General features: G+C 65.5%; 15 protein-coding genes. 11 read left to right on the forward strand and 4 right to left on the reverse strand.

Features of this window, described 5'->3' with window-relative positions:
- The first annotated feature begins 166 nt into the window (after window positions 1-166).
- The 6 genes from E2583_RS14640 (at window position 167) to E2583_RS14665 (ending at window position 9648) form a co-directional block, all read left to right on the forward strand.
- Window positions 167-2011: an ABC transporter ATP-binding protein gene (locus E2583_RS14640; RefSeq protein WP_291597065.1), complete on the forward strand. Its 1845-nt coding sequence runs from the start codon at window positions 167-169 to the stop codon at window positions 2009-2011.
- A gap of 163 nt (window positions 2012-2174) precedes the next feature.
- Window positions 2175-2624 (forward strand): hypothetical protein, encoded by a 450-nt coding sequence (locus tag E2583_RS14645; RefSeq protein WP_291596917.1) that lies wholly within the window; start codon window positions 2175-2177, stop codon window positions 2622-2624.
- Window positions 2625-2702: 78 nt separating this feature from the next.
- Complete coding sequence (locus E2583_RS14650; protein ID WP_291596919.1) at window positions 2703-3770, forward strand: efflux RND transporter periplasmic adaptor subunit; 1068 nt, start codon at window positions 2703-2705, stop codon at window positions 3768-3770.
- Window positions 3770-6868: a CusA/CzcA family heavy metal efflux RND transporter gene (locus E2583_RS14655; protein WP_291596920.1), complete on the forward strand. Its 3099-nt coding sequence runs from the start codon at window positions 3770-3772 to the stop codon at window positions 6866-6868. The genes E2583_RS14650 and E2583_RS14655 overlap by 1 nt, the downstream gene beginning before the upstream one ends.
- A 65-nt stretch (window positions 6869-6933) precedes the next feature.
- The gene (locus E2583_RS14660; protein WP_291597067.1) at window positions 6934-8181 is read left to right on the forward strand and encodes a TolC family protein; all 1248 of its coding nucleotides are present in this window, start codon (window positions 6934-6936) and stop codon (window positions 8179-8181) included.
- Window positions 8182-8406: 225 nt separating this feature from the next.
- Entirely contained in the window at window positions 8407-9648 is a 1242-nt protein-coding gene (locus E2583_RS14665; RefSeq protein WP_291596922.1) for a LuxR family transcriptional regulator, read from the forward strand.
- A 97-nt stretch (window positions 9649-9745) separates the two neighbouring features.
- On the opposite strand, the gene E2583_RS14670 is transcribed toward E2583_RS14665, so the two are convergent.
- Together E2583_RS14670 and E2583_RS14675 are read right to left on the reverse strand one after the other, a co-directional pair.
- Window positions 9746-10690, reverse strand: a complete 945-nt coding sequence (locus tag E2583_RS14670; RefSeq protein WP_291596924.1) for a LysR family transcriptional regulator — start codon at window positions 10688-10690, stop codon at window positions 9746-9748.
- Window positions 10691-10705: 15 nt separating this feature from the next.
- Window positions 10706-11680 carry a quinone oxidoreductase gene (locus tag E2583_RS14675; protein ID WP_291596926.1) on the reverse strand — a complete coding sequence of 325 codons (975 nt, stop codon included), beginning with the start codon at window positions 11678-11680 and terminating at the stop codon, window positions 10706-10708.
- A gap of 341 nt (window positions 11681-12021) precedes the next feature.
- Here E2583_RS14675 and E2583_RS14680 point away from each other — a divergent pair, with 341 nt between their 5' ends.
- From E2583_RS14680 to E2583_RS14700, 5 genes are all read left to right on the forward strand, one after another.
- A complete protein-coding gene (locus tag E2583_RS14680; RefSeq protein WP_291596927.1) occupies window positions 12022-12288 on the forward strand; it encodes a DUF2164 domain-containing protein in 267 nt (88 codons plus the stop codon).
- A 205-nt stretch (window positions 12289-12493) separates the two neighbouring features.
- Complete coding sequence (gene sbcD / locus E2583_RS14685) at window positions 12494-13738, forward strand: exonuclease subunit SbcD (protein ID WP_291596929.1); 1245 nt, start codon at window positions 12494-12496, stop codon at window positions 13736-13738.
- A complete protein-coding gene (locus E2583_RS14690; protein ID WP_291596931.1) occupies window positions 13735-17175 on the forward strand; it encodes an SbcC/MukB-like Walker B domain-containing protein in 3441 nt (1146 codons plus the stop codon). The genes sbcD and E2583_RS14690 overlap by 4 nt, the downstream gene beginning before the upstream one ends.
- Window positions 17176-17875: 700 nt before the next feature.
- Window positions 17876-19660 carry an NAD(P)/FAD-dependent oxidoreductase gene (locus E2583_RS14695; protein WP_291596933.1) on the forward strand — a complete coding sequence of 595 codons (1785 nt, stop codon included), beginning with the start codon at window positions 17876-17878 and terminating at the stop codon, window positions 19658-19660.
- Between the two features lie 173 nt (window positions 19661-19833).
- Entirely contained in the window at window positions 19834-20403 is a 570-nt protein-coding gene (locus tag E2583_RS14700) for a hypothetical protein (protein ID WP_291596935.1), read from the forward strand.
- 18 nt (window positions 20404-20421) lie between these two features.
- Here the strand turns inward: E2583_RS14700 and E2583_RS14705 are convergent, their stop codons facing one another.
- Together E2583_RS14705 and E2583_RS14710 are read right to left on the reverse strand one after the other, a co-directional pair.
- The gene (locus tag E2583_RS14705) at window positions 20422-21216 is read right to left on the reverse strand and encodes an oxepin-CoA hydrolase, alternative type (RefSeq protein WP_291596936.1); all 795 of its coding nucleotides are present in this window, start codon (window positions 21214-21216) and stop codon (window positions 20422-20424) included.
- 86 nt (window positions 21217-21302) lie between these two features.
- Complete coding sequence (locus E2583_RS14710) at window positions 21303-21671, reverse strand: hypothetical protein (protein ID WP_291596938.1); 369 nt, start codon at window positions 21669-21671, stop codon at window positions 21303-21305.
- Window positions 21672-21727: the final 56 nt, after the last annotated feature.

A 21727-nucleotide genomic window follows, 5' to 3' on the forward strand; every position in this document is an offset into this window, starting at 1 on the left:
ATGCCTGTCGCGCGGATCGCCATGGTCGGGGCTCGCGGCCCTTCATCAGGCCATGCCAATCGCCCATGGGACAAGCGGTCTTACCGTGTACTTGACACCAAAACCGGGCACTCCCCTACCATGGAGTCACGATATGCCACAAGCATGACACGGGAGTATGTCCATCTTGTTCCGATTTTTTGAAAAACAGGTAGCCCCCTATCCCGGCCAGGAGCCCAGGGTTCCGCCCAAGGGATTCTTTGCCTTTGTCTGGGCCTGTACCCAGGGCATGCGCGGCTGGATTGGCCTGATGACCCTGACCTCGGCCCTGCTGGCCGCCTACGAAGCGGTGCTGTTCGCCATCATGGGCCGCGTGGTGGATTGGCTGGGGACGGTCTCGCCCGCCAACTTCTGGGCCGAACAACAGGCCACGGTGCTGGGCATTGCCGCCATCCTGCTGGGCAGCGTGGCGCTGCTGGCCCTGCATACCACCGTGATGCACCAGGTGCTGGCCATCAACTTCCCCATGCGGCTGCGCTGGGTGTTCCACAAGCTGATGCTGGGCCAGAGCATGTCCTTCTATGCGGACGAGTTTGCCGGTCGCATCACCACCAAGATCATGCAGACCGCGCTGTCGGTGCGCGAAGTGGTGTTCATGGTGGTCGACGTGTTTGTGGGCGTGGGCGTCTACATGATCGGCATTCTGATCCTGGCCGCCAGTTTCGAGTGGCGGCTGATGGTTCCGTTTGCGCTCTGGTTCGCCGCCTATGCCGCCGCCTGCTTCTATTTTGTGCCGCGCCTGGGCCAGATCGGCAAGGAGCAGGCCGATGCACGCTCCATGATGACAGGCCGCGTCACCGATGCCTACACCAACATCGCCACGGTCAAGCTGTTTGCCCACACGCGTCGCGAAGCCGAATACGCGCGCAATGCCATGGAGGCCTTCAAGGCCACGGGCTATGCGCAGATGCGTCTGGTCAGCCTGTTCGAGATCACCAACCACCTGATGATTGCCCTGCTGCTGCTGGGCAGCGGAGGCACGGCGCTGTATCTGTGGACGCAGGGTCAGGCCTCCGCCGGCGTGGTGGCGGCCGTGATTGCCATGGCGCTGCGGCTGATGGGCTACTCGCACTGGGTGATGTGGCAGATGACGGGCCTGTTCGAGAACGTGGGCACCATCCAGGACGGCATCACCACACTGACCAAGCCGCGCACCATCGTCGATGCGCCCTCGGCCAGACCGCTGCAGGTCACGCGAGGGGCCATTGCCTTCGAGGACGTGAGCTTTGGCTACAAGGCGGACGGCAAAAAGGTGCTGGACCATCTGAACCTGCACATCCGTCCCGGCGAGCGCATCGGACTGATCGGCCGTTCGGGGGCGGGCAAGTCCACGCTGGTCAACCTGCTGCTGCGCTTTCACGAGCCGCAAGGCGGGCGCATCACCATCGACGGCCAGGACATCCGCGACGTGACGCAGGACAGCCTGCGCAGCGCCATCGGCATGGTGACGCAGGACACCTCGCTGCTGCATCGCTCCATGCGCGACAACATCCTCTACGGCCGCCCCGACGCCAGCGAAGCCGAGATGCGAGCCGCTGCCGACAAGGCCGAGGCTTCGGACTTCATCGCCACGCTCACCGACCTCAAAGGCCGCAGCGGCTACGACGCCCAGGTCGGCGAACGCGGCATCAAACTCTCGGGCGGCCAGCGCCAGCGTGTGGCGATTGCGCGCGTAATGCTCAAGGACGCGCCCATTTTGCTGCTCGACGAAGCCACCAGCGCTCTGGACAGCGAGGTGGAAGCCGCCATCCAGGAAAGCCTGGATTCGCTGATGGACGGCAAGACCGTGATCGCGATTGCCCACCGCCTGTCCACCATCGCGGCCATGGACCGCCTCATCGTGATGAACGAAGGCCATATCGTGGAGGAGGGAACGCACCAGCAACTGCTGCAGCGCGGCGGCATCTACGCCAAGCTCTGGGCGCACCAGAGCGGCGGCTTCCTGGCCGACCAGGACGAAGCCGCGCAGTGAGCCGGCCCAGCCGACATGGCGGGCCGACGTCAGGACTGCAGCGCTGCAGTCCTTGCCCGCAGCGGCCGGCTGCGCGCCCCGCACGTCCTGTCGGCGGAATGCCCGATCCAGGACCCATGGATTGCGCTGCGGCCCCGAACACCGCAGCGCTACAATCGTTCGCATGTCGCGTGCCATTCAGAGACTTTCTCTGCGGAGCGCATTGCTGCTGCTGATCATGGCAGCGCAACTGCTGATTCCGCTGCTGCACGGCCACTTCGGGACTCCGAATCAATCCGGCCTGCATGTGCACACGACGCCTTCGAGAATGGCTGATTCTCATTTCCATCTGTTCAGCAAACACGACGCGCTCGGCGAGCAGCTCGACGATCAGGCCCTGGCCGAGCCTTTTGAGGTGGATGTGCAAAATGCACTGCAGCCGCTGGACCTGCTGCCTGCACCGCTGCTGGCCGTGATGTGGCTGGCTCTGCTGACCTTGGGCCTGCGCGCCTCGCTCATGCGCTGCATTGCCGCCAGACCCGTTCCGCGCCCACGGCCGGCGCACAGACTTTCACATTGGCAAGGCCGCATCATCCGGCCGTCTCCGGCCCAGGCTCCGCCCTCATTTTCCTGATCTCCCAGGCCTTGCACAGGCCGGTCGGCCTCCATGCCTGTGCATGGTGGCATGTCTTTTCCTTTTCCGGAGTCAGGAATGTCTTTCCTCCAATGGCTGCTGGCCGGCGCACTTGCGCTGCCGGTCGCGGGCATCGCCGCCGAGGCCGTGCCCTTATCCCCCGAGCAGGCGCGAACCCTGGGTGTGCGCTTTCAATCCATACAGGGCTCCGCAGAGCTCAACGTTTCGGCCCATGCGCGTGTCGTGCTCAGGCCCGACGCCCAGGCCGTCGTCGCCGCGCCCTATGCCGGGGCGCTGCCGCGTGTGCTGGTCGCGGTCGGACAGTCCGTGCGGGCAGGACAGCCCGTGGCGACGTTCACCAGCCCCCAGCTCTATGAAGCGCGTCGCGCACTGGCGGAAGCCGAGTCGCAGTCCCGCCTGGCACAACAGGCCCTGGCGCGCGACCGACAGCTCCATGATGACGGAATCATCGCCGCCAGTCGATGGCAGTCCACCCAGGCGCATGCCAGCGAAGCGGCAGCCATGGCCCAGGCCAGACGCGCCGAACTGGCTGCCAGCGGTGTGAAGCTGGCAGCCAGCGAGGCCCAGCTGCTGGCGCCACGCGCAGGCATCGTGACCGAAGTCATGGTCCAGCCCGGCGCACGCGTGGAGGCTTCGGCAGCGGTGGTGCGGGTGGCCGATCCCAAGGGCCTGGAGCTGGATCTGCTGCTGGGGCGCGAGCTGCCGCTGCCCTCCGTCGGAGACCGTGTACAGGTCGCCACGCGCGGCGCCGCCGGCAAGGTCGAGGGCATAGCGCCCGTGGGCGACGGCAGTGCCGGGATGCGCGTGCGTGTGGCGCTGAGCCACAACGGCGATTTGCGTCTGGGCGAGAGTGTCACGGCCATGCTGACGCTCAAGGCACCTGGCGCGGACAGTGCGCGGGCCGATACCGCTGACCGTCTGCGCATTCCTGCGGCAGCACTCGTGTACTGGAGAGGCCAGACCGGCGTGTTCATTGAAACCGGCAAGAGCGTGCGCTTTGCAGCGCTGTCGGTCGAGACACGTGACGAGGCGACGGCCGTGGTGCACGGCGTGCTGCCGATGGGTGCGCGGATTGCGGTGGCGGGGATCGCTGCACTCAAAAGCCTGATGTCCGGAGGTGAGTGATGCTGGCCAAGCTAATCGATTTCTCGCTGCGCCAGCGTGCTCTCGTGCTGCTCGCGGCAGCGGCCATGGCGCTCGCGGGCGCCTGGGCCTATGTGCAACTGCCCATCGATGCCTTTCCCGACATCTCGCCCACACAGGTCAAGGTGATTCTGAAAGTGCCAGGCATGACGCCCGAAGAGGTGGAGCAGCGCGTCTCCACGCCCGTCGAGCAGGAGCTGCTGGGTCTGCCGCACAAGACCATCGTGCGCTCGGTCTCCAAATACGGCATCAGCGACGTGACCGTGGATTTCTCGGAGGGCACGGATGTGTACTGGGCCCGCCAGCAGGTGTCCGAGCGGCTGGCGGGCATGCAGCGCGACCTTCCGGCCACGGCGGAGGGAGGCCTGGCACCCATCACCACGCCGCTGGGCGAGATGTTCATGTTCACCGTTGACAGCGACAGCCACTCGCTGGCCGAACGCCGTCATGTGCTGGATTGGGTGATACGACCCGCGCTGCGCACCGTTGCAGGCGTTGCCGACGTGAATGCCCTGGGCGGCATGGTGCGCGGCTATGAGGTGATTCCCGACCCGCAGCGGCTGCGCGCTCGCGGCGTGACGCTCGACCAGCTGCGTCAGGCACTCCAGGCCAACAATCGCAACGACGGAGCAGGCCGGCTGGATCGTGGTGAAGAGCATTGGGTGGTGCGCGTTGAAGGGGGAGTGCGAGGTCTCGACGATTTGCGTGCCGTCGTGGTCGTGCCGGCCCGCAACGGCCAGGCGGCATCCACGGTAGGAGATGTGGCGACGGTGCGCCTGGGAGAGGCCACGCGCAACGGCGCCGTCAGCCGCGACGGACAGGGCGAGGCGGTGCAGGGGCTGGTGCTGGGATTGCGCGGCGTGGATGCTCGCCGCCTGGTCGATGCGGTGCAAGCCAGGCTCGACGAACTGGCGCCACGCCTGCCCGAGGGCATGAGCACCCGGGTGTTCTACAACCGCGGCGAGCTGGTCTCGCGCGCCGCCGGCACCGTGGTGCGCGCTCTGGTCGAGGCCAGTGTGCTGGTCGTCATCATCCTCTACCTGTTTCTTGGCGGACTGCGTGCTGCGCTGGTGGTCGCCGCCACGCTCCCGCTGTCCATGCTGACCACGTTCCTTCTCATGCGCCATGTGGGCCTGACGGCCAACCTGATGAGCCTGGGCGGTCTGGCCATCGCCTTGGGCATGCTGGTGGATGCCTCGGTGGTCGTGGTGGAGAACATCGAGACCGCGCTGGCTCACCGGCAGGAAGACGGCTCGGAGGCTACAGCCTCGAACCGCGCCGGGTTGATCCGGGATGCCGTGTCGGCCGTGTCGGCCCCCATGCTGGCAGGCGTGTCCATCATCGCCATTGTCTTCCTGCCGTTGCTGACGCTGCAGGGCCTGGAAGGCAAGCTGTTTGCGCCGGTTGCACTGACCATCGTTCTGGCCCTGGGTGCTTCCGTGCTCATTGCCTTCACCGTGGTTCCCGCGCTGGCTTCGCTGCTGCTGCGCTCGCATGCCAGCGATGCCCCCTGGCTGATGCGCAAGCTGTCCGGCGGCTTTGCCCGGCTTCAGGCCTGGAGCCTCTCGCACCGGCGCACGGTGTTCGGCATCGCACTGGCCACGCTGGCCGGCGCGACGGCCCTTTACCTGTCCGTGGGCAAGACGTTCATGCCGACCATGGACGAAGGCGATCTCATCGTTCAGCTGCAGAAGTCTCCGTCGATCTCGCTACCCGCCTCGCTGGACATGGACCGGCGCGTGCAGCAGGCCCTGCTCGAAGGCGTGCCGGAAATCCGCTCCATCGTGGCGCGAACGGGCTCGGACGACCTGGGACTCGACCCCATGGGCCTCAACGAGACCGACACCTTTCTGGTGCTCCGGCCAAGGGCCGAATGGCGCGGCACCAAGGAGGACATCGCCGATGCGATCCGCCGCGTGATGGACGGCTTTCCGGGCCTGATCTACGGCTTCACACAGCCCATCGAGATGCGCGTCTCCGAGATGCTGACGGGTGCGCGCGGCGATGTGGCCATCAAGATCTTCGGCACCGACCTGGCCAGGATCGATGCCGCAGCCCGGGCGATTGCGTCGCGCATGCGCAGCATTTCCGGGGCCTCCGAAGTCATTGCGCCCAGCAACAGCGGCGTGCAATACCTGCAGGTTGCGCTCAATCGCGCAGCACTCGGGCAGTCCGGCTTTTCCGGTGATGCCCTCCAGGCCCAGTTGCGCGCACTGGTCGAGGGTGAGCGTATCGGCATCGTGCCCGAGGGCATGGTGCGCACACCGCTGCTGCTTCGTGGTGAAGCCGCGCTGCGACACTCGCCCGAAGGGCTGGCAAGCTTGCTGGTGACCGCACCCGACGGCACGGTCTGGCCTCTCACTTCGCTCGCGACACTGTCCCCTCAGGACGGCCCGGTGCGTATCGACCATGAGGACGGAGCGCGCTTTGCCGTGGTGCAGGTCAACGTCGAGGGGCGCGATCTCGCCAGCTTTGTCAGCGAGGCCCAGGCATCCGTGACAGCCGACCCCGATCTCCAGAGTCTGCGCATTGTCTGGGGCGGCCAGTTCGAAAACCAGCAGCGCGCAGCCGCCCGCCTGGCCTTGGTCGTGCCTTTGGCCCTCTCGGCCATCTTCGTGTTGCTGGTTCTCACCTTCCGCTCGACGCGGCAGGCCTTGCTGGTCATCGCCAACATCCCGTTTGCGCTCGTGGGTGGCATGGCCGCGTTGCGCCTGAGCGGCGAATACCTGTCGGTGCCCGCCTCGGTGGGCTTTATTGCGTTGCTGGGCATTGCCGTGCTCAACGGCGTGGTGCTGGTCTCGCACTTCAACGCGCTGCTGGCATCGGGCATGGAGCTGACCCGGGCAGTGCGCCAAGGCGTGCGTGACCGCCTGAGGCCTGTGCTGATGACAGCCTGCATCACGGCTCTGGGCATGGTGCCGCTGCTGCTGGCCACCGGCCCGGGCTCGGAAATCCAGCGCCCCCTGGCCGTCGTCGTGGCTGGGGGTCTGATCAGCTCCACGGCACTGACCCTGTTGCTGCTGCCAATGCTGTTCGAACGCTTTGGCGTGGCGCGTCGCGCCAAGGAGATACACGCATGAAAGTTGCAAACGCTTTTTGCCAGACTGCTACAGGCAGTTTCAGATCCTGCTTCCCGCGCCTTGCCATGCCTGTCCGTTTGCTGCGTGGCTTGGCCGCAGCGTTGCTGCTTGCAGGGGCAGCGCAGGCCCAGAGCTATCTGCCTGCCGAGACTGCGGTACGCCTGGCGATAGAGCAGTCACCCGCCGTGCAGGCAGCCGATGCGTCAAGAAGGGCCGCCCAGGCCCGCGCCGACGGTCTGCGCAGCGGCCCTCATGAAACCGTGGTTCGGGCCTCGGGCCAGCGCCGCTGGACCCATGATGGCTCCGGTCAGCGTTTCACCGAAGGCCAGATCGCCCTGGAGCGACCGCTGCGACTCTGGGGCAAGGCAGCCGTGGATGCCGAGCTGGCCGAAGCGACCCGGACCACCGGCATCGTGGCGGCGCAGGATGCCCGGCACGAGACGGCACGCCAGTTGCTTGCATTGTGGTTTTCAGTGCTGCGCGCTGCGCAGACCCTGCAGGCGGCGCAGGGCAATGCCGATGCCGCTGCGGAGCTGGCGCGTATCACCGAGCGCCGTCTACGGGCTGGCGACGCGGCCAGGCTTGAGACCGAACTGGCAGCCGCCGAACAGGCGCGCATGCAGGCCGCGCTGGCCGCAGCAGAGGCTGCGCGGACCTCGGCGCGGGCCGAACTCTGCGCACGCTTTCCCGATCTGTGCCCCGCGGTCGGCATGGCAGGCGATTCGGCAAACCTGCCCCCGCCACTCCCGGCCGGTTCGGAGACTCAGCTGCGCTCGCGCTACATCGAGCACAGCCACGAGTATCTGCTCGCACAGTCCGAGGAGAACCTGGCGCTGCACAGAGCGCGCCGCACGGATCTCGAACGTCGCCCGGACCCCACGATCGGCGTGTTCGCCAGCAGCGAGCGTGGCGGTGCCGAACGCATCGCGGGGGTGAGCCTCAGTCTGCCACTGGGCTCCGCGTATCGACAGTCACAGGCTGCGGCCACGCTGGCCGAGGCCGATGCGGCTCTGTCGCTTCGCCTGGCCGTGGCGAGGCGCCTGGGCGCAGAGTTCGATGTGCTCTGGAATCAGCTCAGCGGCAGGCGTGCTGCAGCCACGGCACAGGCACGGGCGGTGGAACTTCAGCGCAGTGCGGCCGATCGTGCAATGCGCGCCTATCGTGCCGGCGAGTCGGGCCTGCCCGAGCTGCTGGCTGCGCGCCGTGTGCTCGCCGATGCCGTGCTGGCAGAACGCATGGCGCGCATGGACATGCTGGAAAGCGACAGCCGCCTGCGCCTGGACCTGCATGAACTCTGGGATTTTGATGATTGAGGCGCCACGGGCCCCGTCCTCGGCGGCCTGCGACCCCGGATATCCTTTCCAGGGCAGAGTCCGGGGCCATGTGCCGGCAATCCGGAGCTCGCTTTCCGGCAGCCCTCAGGACAGGGAATATCTGCGCCAGCGGATACACGGACCCGTGATAAAAAGGATCAAATCCTATCGACCGAAGGCAGGCAATGTGGCGCTGATAATGCGATGCAGCAAGAGGTCACCGCCATGAGCCCCACCTACGGCAAACTGAAATCCATCGATTACGCACAAGCGTCCATGAGTGTTGCAATCAAGGATGGCTCGTCGGCCGCAATGCAGAGCCCGGCGACCGCAGAGCTGATCAGCGCGGAGCGTTTCAGCGAGTTCATCAATCACCTCTATGACGCGGCGTCCTTGCCGGAGGCCTGGGTATCCTGCCTGGAAGTGATTCGCACGCACATGCGAAGCAATTTTGCCGTGCTGATCATCCGCCAGACCGAGGGGGACAATATCGGTCTGGTGGTCACTGCATCGGGCGGCCTCGAGGGCTTGCTCACGCATGACGTCTACAGCGAGCACAGTCCGTTCCTTGGCATGCCCAAGGAGCAGTTCATGACCATTCCGGACCTCATGTCGGAAAGCGAGTGGCGCAGCTGTGTCTATTACAAGGACTGGTGCCGTCTGCACAATATTTTCCATGTGATGGCTGCAGACATCGTGACCACCGATGGCAGTGTCTACGGCCTGCGGATCACGCGTCCCGAATCGGAGCCCGCGTTCAGCCAGCGGGATCGGGACCTGGGGCGCATGATCATGCCGCACATCCGCCGCGCACTGAACATGCATCTGGCGCTTCACCATGATCGTCAGGTCATGTCGCTGTACAGCAGCGTCACGGCCCGCTTGATGGTCGGGGTGGTCATCCTGGATCAGCATGGCCGACTGCTGGAGAGCAATCCTGCAGCCAACGGCATTCTCGATGCCCAGGATGGAATCAGGATTTCCGACGGCATGCTGGAAGCTGAATATGCGAGCGACAACCGCAAGCTGCAGCGCCTGATCAAGGATGCCTTGCTATTCTCCCGGACATCGGCCTCGGTCATGACCGAAGGCATTTCGATTGCGCGTCCTTCGGGCCAGCTCAACTGGGGCCTTGTCGTGCAGAGCATTTCCTCGGGCGAAAAAGCGGAGGCCGAGAACCGCCCCTGCGTCGCGGTGTTCATGCGCAACACGGATGGCAAGGCCGATCCGTCCGCACATCTGGCCCAGCAGCTGTTCCAGCTCACATCTGCAGAAACCTCGTTGGTGATCGAGCTGACCCATGGCCTGACGCTGGAGGAGGCCGCCAAGACGCTTGGCATCCGCCTCAATACGGCAAGAGCGCACTTGCGTTCCATCTTCTCCAAGACCGGTGCCCGTCGTCAAAGCGAGCTGGTACGCTTCTTTCTCAATAGTGCGGCCTGGCTGGGAAGCAAGAGCGACGCCTAGTCATCGCGCGGCGGCCCCTCACCAGGCCTTGCGCTGCCACTGTCCGGCACATCAGATGCGTGGATCGTCCCCTGGAGCCACAGGACTCGGGGGCAGCTCAGCGGCTGGCGGTCCGCCAGGGCGCTTGCGCAAAAGCCTCCGTCACCCATTGCTTGAACGCCTTCATGGCGCCCGTGCTGTACTGCCCCGACGGGCGTACCAGGTAGATGCCGCCTGCATCTCCCAATGTCCACTGCGGCAATATCCGGATGAGCTCCCCGGCATGGACGCAAGGCATGAGATGCCAGTCGCTGCCGGCAATGATGCCCACGCCCCGGATGGCTGCATGCAGCAGCGCCTCGTTGTCGTTGCTGAGGATGGAGCCGCTGACGCGCACCGATTCCACAGCCTTGGCCGCCTTCTTCCCTGCGCAGCGAACCAGTCTCCATTGCGGAAAGTCCAGAAGGCCGGTGTAGCCCAGGCAGTTGTGACGGGCGAGATCCTCTGGTGTTTGAGGCGCCTCATGGCGCTCGAGATAGCGGGCGGATGCGCACAGCAGGCGGTACTGGTCACACAGCCGCGTGGCCACCAGCCTGCTGTCCACCAGATGGCCGATGCGTATGGCGGCATCAAAATGCTCTCCCACGATGTCCACGATGCGTTCGCTGTACTCCACTTCCAGCGCAACCTCGGGATAGGCCAGCGAAAACTCGGCCAGCATGGGGCTGATCCAGCGCCGCCCCATGGTCGCAGGCATGGAAAGGCGCAGCCGCCCTCGCGTTTGCTGCGCACCCTGCGCCGCTTCCTGCTCCGCATCCCGGATCAGCTGGCCGGCCTGTCGCACCTTATCGACCAATTGCCGGCCTTCGCGGGTGAAATGCAGCTGACGTGTGGTGCGCTCCACCAGGCGCACGCCCAGTCTCCGCTCCAGCGCCTGCAAGCGCTTGGAGAGCACGGAAGGGTGACGCCCGAGAGAGCGAGCGGCAGCGGCAAAAGACCCCCGGTCAGCCAGTGCCAGCAACGTGGCGAGTTCGTCCGTGCGCTGACTGTCGAGTATGTCCATGGTGCCTGTCGGGATTCAGGGGGTGAGAATGATCGAGCCTTGCGAGCGTCCTTGCTCCAGGTCGGCGTGCGCCGCAGCTGCATCCTTGAGCGCGTAGCTTTTCCAGACGCGGGGCTGGATGATTCCGCCCGCGATGGCATCCAGCACGTCCTGCGCACGACGCTGATACTCCTCGATCGTCGCCGTATGTGCGGCCAGAGACGGACGGGTCAGAAACAGCGAACCCTTGGCATTGAGCACACCCGGATCGACAGCCGGCGGCTGGCCCGATGTGGCGCCAAGCGACACCATCAGCCCTCGGGGTCGCAGACAGTCCAGCGATGCGAAGAACGTGTCTTTACCGATGGAGTCGTAAACCACGTCCACCTTGCACCCCTGGGTGGCCTGGATCACCTGGGAAGGCAGTGACTGCGCATCGAAGACAAACACCTGGTCGCACCCCGCCGCCTTGGCACGCTCCACGCTGGCCGGCTTGGAGACGACGCCCAGCACCTGGGCACCGAGATGCGTTGCCCACGCGCACATCAGCTGCCCCAGCGCCCCTGCAGCGCCATAGATCAGCACGCGACTGCCCTGCTTCACCTGAGCGGTTGTCTTGAGCAGATACTGGGCCGTGATGCCCTTGAACAGGACCGACGCGGCAACGTCATCCCCCACCGCGTCTGGAAGCCTGACCAGGCGATCGGCGGGAAACAGGCGCGCACTGGCATAGCCGCCCAGCGGACCGGTCGCGTAGCCGACACGATCGCCTGGCTTCAGGTCCGAGACTCCGGTGCCCACCGCAGCCACGATCCCAGCGCCTTCCAGGCCCAGCCCCGACGGCAGCGCAATCGGTACCAGGCCCTTGCGCTGGTTGACGTCCAGAGGATTGACCCCCATGGCGGTCTGTTCGAGCAGAACCTCGCCCGGTCCCGGAGGGGGCAGATCCAGCGCTTCAAGCTGCATCACTTCGGGCGCACCTGCGCTGTAGATTCGAATGGCATGGGCCATGGCTTTTCCTTGGCAATGATGAAGACGCCATCGTATTGGTGCCACCACCCCCTATCAACATGGGCATATGCACATGATAAGTGCACGTGGTGCAGCAATAGATGCGGACTGCCGAGCACCGGGACCGAAACTGGAAATCGGGCTCCCTGCACCGTTGCGCGCCCCGATGGGGCCTGGCGGCCTGCTTGAACCAGAACGCCGAGCCCGCGTCCATCCAGCCGCGTCTGCATGCCAGGCCCGCGCGGCGAAGGCTGCCGGGCGCGGACGGAGCACGATACGCCACAATCATCCCAGACCATCAGACCCTTGATGCACCCGAAACTGACAGGAACGCTTGATCGATGAGCATAGAACTGCCCAAACACGCACAGCAGCAGGCCATGGCCTCGCTGGAACGCTATTTCCGCGAAAACATGGACGAGCCCATAGGCAATATGCAATCCGGTGCCCTGCTAAACTTCTTTCTCGCGGAAATCGGCCCCAGCATCTACAACCAGGCCGTGGCCGATGTGCAGCAGAACCTGCAGGCCCGCCTGCAGGAGCTGGACTATGAAGTCGGCAAAGAAGAATTCGGCTACTGGACGTCCAAGCGCAGCGGCAAGCGCTGAAGCCGTGCCGACCCGCCGCCTGCACGCCGCTCTGCGGCCAATGTCCCCTGACCACGGTGGCGGCGCGCTCGACCAACTGCGCCTGGAGCGCAGGCAGGGCCCATGGATCTGATCCGGGGTGGCAGCCGGGTCCGGGGGCCGGCGCAACCGCAACTCGATGGCGAATCAGAGCGCGCATGCGCGCCGGCTCGCATACCATCGCCGCATGCGTCTTCTCCATACCTCAGACTGGCATCTGGGCCAGCACTTCATGGGCCGCAGCCGCCAGGCCGAGCATCAGTCCCTGATCGACTGGTTGCTCGTCCAGGTTCAGACCCATGCCGTGGATGCCGTGCTGATCGCCGGCGACATCTTCGACACCGGAGCCCCTCCCAGCTATGCACGCGAGCTGTACAACCAGCTCATCGTGGGCCTGCACGACGCAGGCGCGGCCCTGCTGCTGCTGGCGGGCAACCACGACTCGGTCAGCGTGCTCGACGAAAGCCGCGAGCTGCTGGCTCACCTGGGCGCTCAGGTCGTCAGCTCGACCGGCGACGAGGCCCGGCATGTCGTCACGCTGCCGCTGCGCGGCCCGGCACGCAGGCCTGGCTGCATCGTCTGCGCCCTGCCCTTCATCCGCCCCCGCGATGTACAGCAAAGCCAGGCCGGTCAAAGCGCTCAGGACAAGCAGCAGGCGCTGCAAGCCGCAATAGGCTCCACCTACCAGCGCGTGTATGCAGCAGCCTTGCAGCGGCAACAGGAGATGCTGGACAGCCTGGGCGAGCGGCTGCCCATCATCGCCACCGGTCACCTGACCACGGTGGGCGCCAGCAGCAATGAATCGGTGCGTGAGATCTACGTGGGTGCACTGGAGGCCTTTCCGACCAGCGCGTTCCCGCCCGTCTGCTACCTCGCTCTCGGCCACATCCACAAGCCACAGCTGGTCGGAGGGTTCGATCACATCCGCTACAGCGGCTCTCCCCTCGCGCTGGGCTTTGACGAGGCCCGGCAGAGCAAGCAGGTCCTGCTGGTGGACCTGAATGCCGACGGACTGCAGGCCGTCACCGCCCTGCCCGTTCCGATGTTCCAGCCCATGGCCTCCATTGCCGGCAGTCTGGCGCAGATGCCTGTCTTGCTGGAATCTGCATCAGCCCGGGCACACGCCGATCAGCCGGTCTGGCTCGAAGTGACGGTAGAGGAAGACGACTACCTGTCCGACCTCACGGCGCGCGTGCAGGCCATGGCCGAATCACTGCCCGTGGAGATTCTGCGCATCAAGCGCAGACGCGGTCAGGCCGCGGCACAGCTGTCAGGCCAGGCCCGCGAGTCACTGGACGAGCTCACCCCGCTCGACGTGTTCGCACGACGGCTGGCTCAGGAACACCTGGATCCACCGCTGCAATCGGCGCTGACCGAGCGCTATCAACGGGTGCTGCACGGCCTGCATGACCAGACGGGAGCTGTCGAATGAGAATTCTCAAACTGCGGCTGAAGAACCTGAACTCGCTCAAGGGTGAGTGGAACATCGACTTCACTGCCGCCCCTTTTTCCGACAACGGCTTGTTTGCCATCACAGGCCCCACGGGGGCAGGCAAGTCCACGCTGCTCGATGCCATCTGTCTCGCGCTCTACCACCAGACGCCACGGCTCGACAGCATCAGCGGCAGCAACGACATCATGACGCGCCACACCGGTGAGTGCGAAGCCGAGGTGGAGTTCGAAGTCAAAGGCATCGCCTATCGCGCGTTCTGGAGCCAGCGCCGCGCGCGTGGCAAACCGGACGCTGCCCTGCAAGCGCCCCGGGTGGAGCTGGCTCGGGTGGCGGACGGCAGCATACTCACCACCCACGTCAAGGACAAAGCCCGTCGCATCGCCGAGATCACCGGGCTGGACTTTGCACGCTTCACCAAGTCCATGCTGCTGGCCCAGGGAGGCTTTGCCGCCTTCCTGCAGGCCACGGCCAATGAGCGCGCCGAACTGCTCGAAGAGCTGACCGGCACCGATATCTACGGCCGCATCTCGCAGTCCGTGTTCGAGAGCGCGCGCGACGCCCGCCAGGCCCTGGAAAAACAGCAGGCCCAGGCACAAGGCATGCCGCTTCTGGATGCGGGTACGCGCGAGCAGCTGCAATCCCAGGCGGCGCTGCTCCAGAGCGGACTGACGGAGCTGCAGACGCGCCACCAGCAGCTGCAAACCGTGCACCGCTGGCAGGCACAGACCATGCAGGCCATGCAGGAGGTGGAGCAGGCGCGCAGTGCGCAGGCGAGCGCACAGCAAGCGCTGAATGATGCCGCGCACGATTTGCTGCGCCTGAAGGCCCATGGACCCGCGCAGGCCATCCAGCCCATGCACCGGCGCTGGCGACAGGCACAAGACCAGCAAAGCGCGCAGGCCGAGCAGTTGCGGCAGTTGCATGCGCTGCGGCTGCAGGCCCAGGCCGCGCAATGGCAGCAGCATCGCCGGGCCCGGCAATTGGCAGACGATCAGCTGCAGCAGTCTCGGCTGCAACTTCAGTCCGCGCAGGCGCGGCAGGACGACCTGACGACATGGATGCAGGCTCACGCCCGCCACGCCCTGCTGGGTGAAAACCTCAGTGGCTGGCGCGAGCAGCTGCAGCAAGACCAGCAACTGCAGCGGCAGGCCGCTCAGACAGAAGCGCAGTCAATGCAGTTGCAGCAAGCGGCCCGGCACCTGCAACAGCAAGCCGAAGTCCAGGCACAGCAATGCTCGCAGTCGGTACAGCAGGTTGCCCTGGCGCAGCAGAAACAGCAGGCATCAGAGCAAGCCCTTGCGCAGCTGCTGGACCTGCATGGAGGCCTGTCTCAGCTGCGCAGCCACTGGCAGAGCGCGGAACGCCAGCTGCATCTCTGGCAGCAGTTGCAGGAGCACGCCGCGCTGCGCCAGCCCCTGGAGGTACAGCGGCAGCGCAATGCGCTGGCGCTGAGCGACATTGACGCCTGTGTTCAGGAGCAGCTTGCACAACGCGATGCCTTGCGTATGCAGTACAAGGCACTCAAGGACACGGTGAGCGACAAGCAATCCCTGCTTGACCAGGAGCGTCTCATCCAAAGCCTGCAAGCCCACCGCGCCGCGCTGCAACCCGGCCAAGCCTGCCCGCTGTGCGGTTCCCAGGATCACCCGGCCATCACCGAGTACGCGGGGCTGGACGTCTCTGCGACCGCCGCTGCACTGCAGCAGGCACAGAGCGCGCTGGAATCGCTGCAGCGCCAGGGCGAGCAGCTCAACACCGCGCTGGCCACGGCCCAGGGCCGGCAGCGCCATCTGCAGGAGCAACAGGAAACCATTGCCCAGCAGATGGAGAAGTGGCTGGCACGCTGGGCGGACTTGCGCGCACAGAGCACGGCGCCGCTGGATGAGGCGGCATGGCAGCAGCCCGAGGCACTGCACACCGCGTGCGCTGAAGCGCAGCAGCAGATTGCACGGCTGCAGCAGAGCCTGGCCGATGCCGAAACGGCCGAGCAACAGCTGCAACAGGCCAAAGAGGCCTGTCAGGCGGCCTTGCAGCATCGGCAGCAGATCGCACATGCACAGGCTAGCACCCGGCAGTCTCTGCAGAGCCACCTGAGCCAGCAGCAGGAGACCACGCAGGCACTGCATTCCCTGCTGCAGCAGTCCGGGGATCTGCAGACCCGCTTGCAGCATGCCCTGCAAAAGGCGGGCTATGCCTTGCCCGACGGCCCGGACACGGCCGACTGGCTGGCTGAGCGCCAGCGGGAATGGCAGCAATGGCAGCGCCAGCAACAATCCATGCAAACGCTGTCCCAGGAGATCGAGCTGCTGCAACGCCAGGTCACGCAGGCCACAGAAGAAGCCGAGCACTGGCAGCAGCGCAGCCAGGCCCTGCCCGGTCTGCCCGCCGACGCCCCTGCCTGTACCGCACCGCCCGCCGCAACGCTGCATGACAGCATCACCCTGCTGGAGCAGACATCGCAGCGACTGGCCACCCTGCAAGGTCAGACAAGCCAGGCACAAGCCAACCTTGAGCAGTTGCAGCGATCGACGCAGCAGACCCTGGCCGAATGGCAGCAGGCGCTGCAGGCCAGCCCCTTCTCCGACGAAGCGCAGTACGTCTCGGCCCTGCTGCCAGACGCCGAACAGCAAGGTCTGCAGGCACTCAGCGACCGACTTCAGGGCGCGGCACAACGCGCAGCCACCTTGCTGGCCGACGCCAGCCAGCGCCTGGCGGAGCTTCAGGCACGGGCGCTCAGCGCCGAAACGCCCGAGAGCATCGGCGAACAGATCACGCAGCTGGAAGCCGAGCGCGCCCGGCAGGCCGAGCAGCTGGGCGCGCACCGCGCACGCCTGGCAGACGACGACGAGCGCCGCGCGGGGCGGCAAGCCCTGCTGGCCCGGATCGCCGAGCAGGAAAAGGACTGCGATCTCTGGCAACACCTGGACAGCCTGATCGGCTCCGCCAGGGGGGACAAATTCCGCAAGTTTGCGCAGGGGCTGACGCTAGACCATCTGCTGCACCTGGCCAACCGGCACCTGGAGCGCCTGCACGGTCGCTATCTGCTGCGGCGCAAGCCCACGGGCGAGCTGGAGCTGGACATCGTGGACGGCTGGCAGGGCGATGTGGCGCGCGACACGCGCACGCTCTCCGGTGGAGAGGCCTTTCTGGTCAGCCTGGCACTGGCACTGGCACTGTCGGATCTGGTCAGCAGCAAGACCTCGATTGACTCGCTGTTCCTGGACGAAGGCTTCGGCACGCTGGACGGCGACACGCTGGAGATCGCCCTGGCCGCGCTGGCCGCGCTGGATGCGCTCAACGCCAGCGGCAAGATGATTGGCGTCATCAGCCATGTGGAAGCGCTCAAGGAGCGTATTCCAGCGCAGATCCGCGTGGAAAAAGCAGCCGGAATCGGCTACTCCAGACTGGTGATATGAAGCCTGATTCAGCGTCCGGGCGGAGGCGGGAGCATCATGCCCGGGTGCAGACCCAAGCCGTCCTGCCCGGCCAGATCTCGACAACCGTCACCACCACCGGCTCGCAGCGCTCTTAGACCAGGCGAGTCTGCATGTGCGTCCGCAGGCCATCCCGGCCATCGCTGACATCCGAGCACTCGGGCAACAGCGGGTGGTCGGGATCGAAGGTGACCTCGCAGGTCAGGCGGCCGCAAATGCGGTGGTACGGCGCACTGCAGCGATGATGGCTCCGCTATCGCCGCCTTTGGCCCGTCCGCCAGGGCCGTCGCCGCAGCGATTGCGGCGGACGCGACACGGCCGGGCACCGGCAGGAAAGGCAGTGCCCCGGGTAGGGCCGAGGCTTGCCGCAACCGGCTTCTGCACGGAGTTGCACGCGAGGCCGAGGAAAGCTTTACGGATGCAGACTGCAGCTGGGTCATGGGCAATGCAGACTCGTCCGAGAGTCGCCCCCTGCTTGCTCTGCAACCGTCACCGCAGACCGTGCCCAACCCTTTCTGCACCAATGCGACACAAGAATGCGCCGCATGTCTTTCCCAGCAATCTCCATGCGCTACGGAAATTGATGGGTTCACCGATCTGGTGCCAAGGTCACCCCGGCCGCGCCAAGCCGGCCCACGGGCTTTGGCTTACCATCCAGACCCTTGCTTGATAGGTACAAGCCATGATCCGGATCGCAGAACTCAAACTTCCTCTCTCGGCAGTTGAATACCACCCCGAGAACCACACCGAATATCAGCCCACGGACAAGCTCGCGCAGCTCGCAGCCGAGCGTCTGGGCGTTCCGGCCTCCGCCATCGCCAAGGTGCATGTGCACAAACGCAGCTTCGACGCGCGCAAGGCAGAACTGCTGGCCGTCTACATTATCGACATCACATTGGCCGACGAGAGCCATGAGGTCGCACTGCTGACGCAGTTTGCCAACCATCCCCATGTCAATCCCACTCCCGACATGCGCTGGAAACCCGTGGGCCAGGCCCCGACGGATCTGAGCGAGCGCCCCGTGGTCGTGGGCTTTGGCCCCTGCGGCATGTTTGCCGCACTGGTGCTGGCCCAGATGGGCTTCAAGCCCATCGTGCTGGAGCGCGGCAAGACCGTGCGCGAGCGCACCAAGGACACCTGGCGCCTGTGGCGCAAGCGCGAGCTGACGCCCGAGTCCAATGTGCAATACGGCGAAGGCGGCGCCGGCACCTTCTCCGACGGCAAGCTCTACAGCCAGATCAAGGACCCGCGCCATCTGGGCCGCAAGGTGCTGACAGAGTTCGTGACCTATGGTGCTCCGCCCGAAATTCTCTACGCGGCTCACCCCCATATCGGCACTTTCAAGCTGGTCAAGCTGGTCGAAGGCATTCGTGAGGAAATCGTGCGCCTGGGCGGCGAAATCCGCTTCGAGCAGCGCGTGACCGATGTGCAGATCGAAGAGGTCGACGGCCAGCGCCAGCTGGTCGGCCTGCAGGTGCTCGACCAGGCCACGGGCCAAAGCTATGCGCTGCCCACCCATCATGCCGTGATGGCTCTGGGCCACAGCTCGCGCGACACTTTTGCCATGTTCTACGAGCGCGGCGTGGCCATGGAGGCCAAGCCCTTCTCCGTGGGCTTTCGCATCGAACATCCGCAAAGCGTGATCGACCGCGCCCGCTGGGGCAAGGATGCCGGCCATCCGCTGCTGGGCGCTGCCGACTACAAGCTGGTGCACCATGCCAAAAACGGCCGCGCCGTCTACAGCTTCTGCATGTGCCCGGGCGGCACCGTGGTGGCCGCGACCAGCGAACCCGGGCGCGTCGTCACCAACGGCATGAGCCAGTATTCGCGCGCCGAGCGCAATGCCAATGCCGGCATGGTCTGCGCCATCAGCCCCGAGGACTACCCGCAGGACGCCGAGAGCTTTGCCTGGGCCTTCGACGGCAAGACCTTTGGCGTCGAAAAGCTGCAAAAAGGCGAGCATCACCCGCTCTCCGGCATTGTGCTGCAGCGCCAGCTGGAGTCCAAAGCCTATGTGCTCGGCGGCCAGAACTACAGTGCGCCCGGCCAGCTCGTGGGCGACTTTGTGGCTGGCAAGCCATCCACCGAATTTGGCGAAGTTCAGCCCTCCTACAAGCCCGGCATCAGCCTCGGCGATCTGCACCAGGCACTGCCCGCCTATGCGATCGAAGCCATGCGCGAGGCCCTGCCCGCCTTTGGCAAGAAGATTCGCGGCTACGACATGAAGGATGCCGTGCTGACTGGTGTGGAAACACGCACCTCGTCCCCGGTCAAGATCGGCCGCGGCGCCGACTTCCAGAGCGACAACACGCGCGGTCTGTACCCGGCCGGTGAAGGTGCCAGTTACGCGGGCGGCATTCTGTCGGCCGGTGTCGACGGCATCAAGGTCGGCGAGGCCGTGGCTGCGGCGATTCTCGGCGTGTCAGTACCCTCCTCGGGCGCACGCGGCTCGGGCGGCGCCCTGTAAGCCACGCGGCCTGCCTCGTTGCGCCCCAGGCATGCCAGCCCCCCGGCTGGCTGCCTTTGAGGGGCGCGAGCACACCGGAAGTCATGGCTCTTACAAGTTTTTGGACGCTGACTGACATTGCGCCAGGCTTGGCATCGGTACGCTGGGGACTTCATCGCACGCCAAGCGTCACCATGAAACCTCTGCGACTCGCACCTGCCTCTGTCACCCTGGGACTGGCCTGCTGGCTGGCTGCCGCCAGTGCCAGCGCTCAAACCAGTGATTTAGCTGCTGCGGCAGACACTGCCGCCGACAAGCCCTCTGCGCTGTCGGGCTGGATGTTTGGCTACGCCCCCCTGGACTGGCATTTCTCCGATGCCAAAAAGGAAAACGATTTCGAGCCTGACGAACAAAAGCATGCCTATGTCTGGCTGATCCAGGCCGAGAAGGAGCTGGACGAACGCCATATCGCAGGCTTTGCCTATTTCAGGAATTCATTCGGTCAGCCCAGCCAGTACGCCTACTACGGCTGGCGCTTCAGGCCGTTTGACAGCGTGCCAGGCCTTTTCTTCAAGGTCACGGGCGGCATCATTCACGGCTACAAGTTTCCGTACAACAAGAAGATCCCGTTCAACAACCGGCATGGCTGGGGCATCACGGCCATTCCGGCCGTGGGCTATGACTTCAACCGGAACTGGGGAGCCCAGATCAATGTGCTGGGCAATGCCGGCGTGATGTTCCAGCTCAACTACACGGTTCGCTAGGCCGCTGGGAGCGCTCCATCAGGCTCCGCGCAGCCTGGCAAAGTCGGGCGCACGCTTTTCCAGAAAGGCCGCAATGCCTTCGCGGGACTCCTCGCTGCCCTGGGCCTCGACCATGTAGTCAGCCTCCAGCGCCAGCTGCTGCTCCAGGCTGTGGCTGTGAGCCACCCGGCACAGTGCCTTGATACGCGCAGTCGCCACCTCCGGCCCCAGGGCCAGTTGCCGCGCCAGCTCCAGCGCTTGGGCCAAGGCCTGGCCCGGCTCCGTCAAACGGTTGATGCAGCCATACGCATGCATGCGCTCGCCGCTGATGCGCTCACCCGTCAGGCAGAGCTCGGTCAGCAACTGACGGGACAAGAACTCGGCCAGAAACGAGGTCGCGCCGCCATCGGGGGTGAGGCCGACCTTCACATAGGCCACCGAGAAAACCGCCGACCTTGCCGCCACCAGCATGTCGCAAGCCATGGCCAGAGACAGGCCTGCCCCCGCAGCAGCGCCCTCTACCGCCGCGATCACGGGCTTGGGGCAGTCGCGTATGGCACGCATCAGGTGGTTGAGATCCTCGAGCCTGAGGCGGCGTTCGGCCGGCGGCATCTCCCGCCGCGTTGCCAGCTGGTTCAGATCGCCGCCAGCGCAGAAATGACCGCCCTCGCCCGTGAGGATCACGGCGGCCACCGAGGCATCGGTGGACGCCGCACGCAGCGCTTCCATGACCGCGTGGTAATACTCGGGCGACAGCGCATTGCGCGCGGCCTGGTTGTTGTTGGAGAGAACGAGAACAGCGCCTTCGCGGCGGGTGACAAGAGCAGGATTCACGGCAAACCTCCTGCATCCGACTCTAGCGATGCCGGCATGGCCCGCCTAGCGGGCTTGTGCCCTCTCTTGTCACCTAGCGGACGCCCTCAGCGGCGCGGTCCCCAATGGCCACCGCCATGATGCCAGCCACCCGGGCCATGGTTCCAGCCCCCTTCATGCCAGCCGTAACCGGGACGTGGCGGCATGGCCCAGCGACCGGGACGCCAGTTGTAGCGTCCGCCGCCCCAGCCCCAGGAGCCGCCGATCCAGACATAGGCCGGCGAGGGCGCCACCGGAATCACCTCGTTGATCAAGGGAGGCGGGGCCATGGGTGCATAGACGTCGCCCGCGACCACCTCGGCTCCATAAGCCGGATAGGCCGGAGCCACCACACAGCCCGCAAGCAGGGCAGCCGAGCCGCCCAGCAGCAGGGCCGGCAGCAGGCGGCGGGTCATGGTTTGAGAGATGAAGAACATCACAACTCCTGAAAGTCCGGGGACATGTAGGTGTTCTTACAACGCAAAAGCCCCTG

This window comes from Comamonas sp., assembly GCF_009360615.1.
Lineage (GTDB): Bacteria > Pseudomonadota > Gammaproteobacteria > Burkholderiales > Burkholderiaceae_C > Comamonas.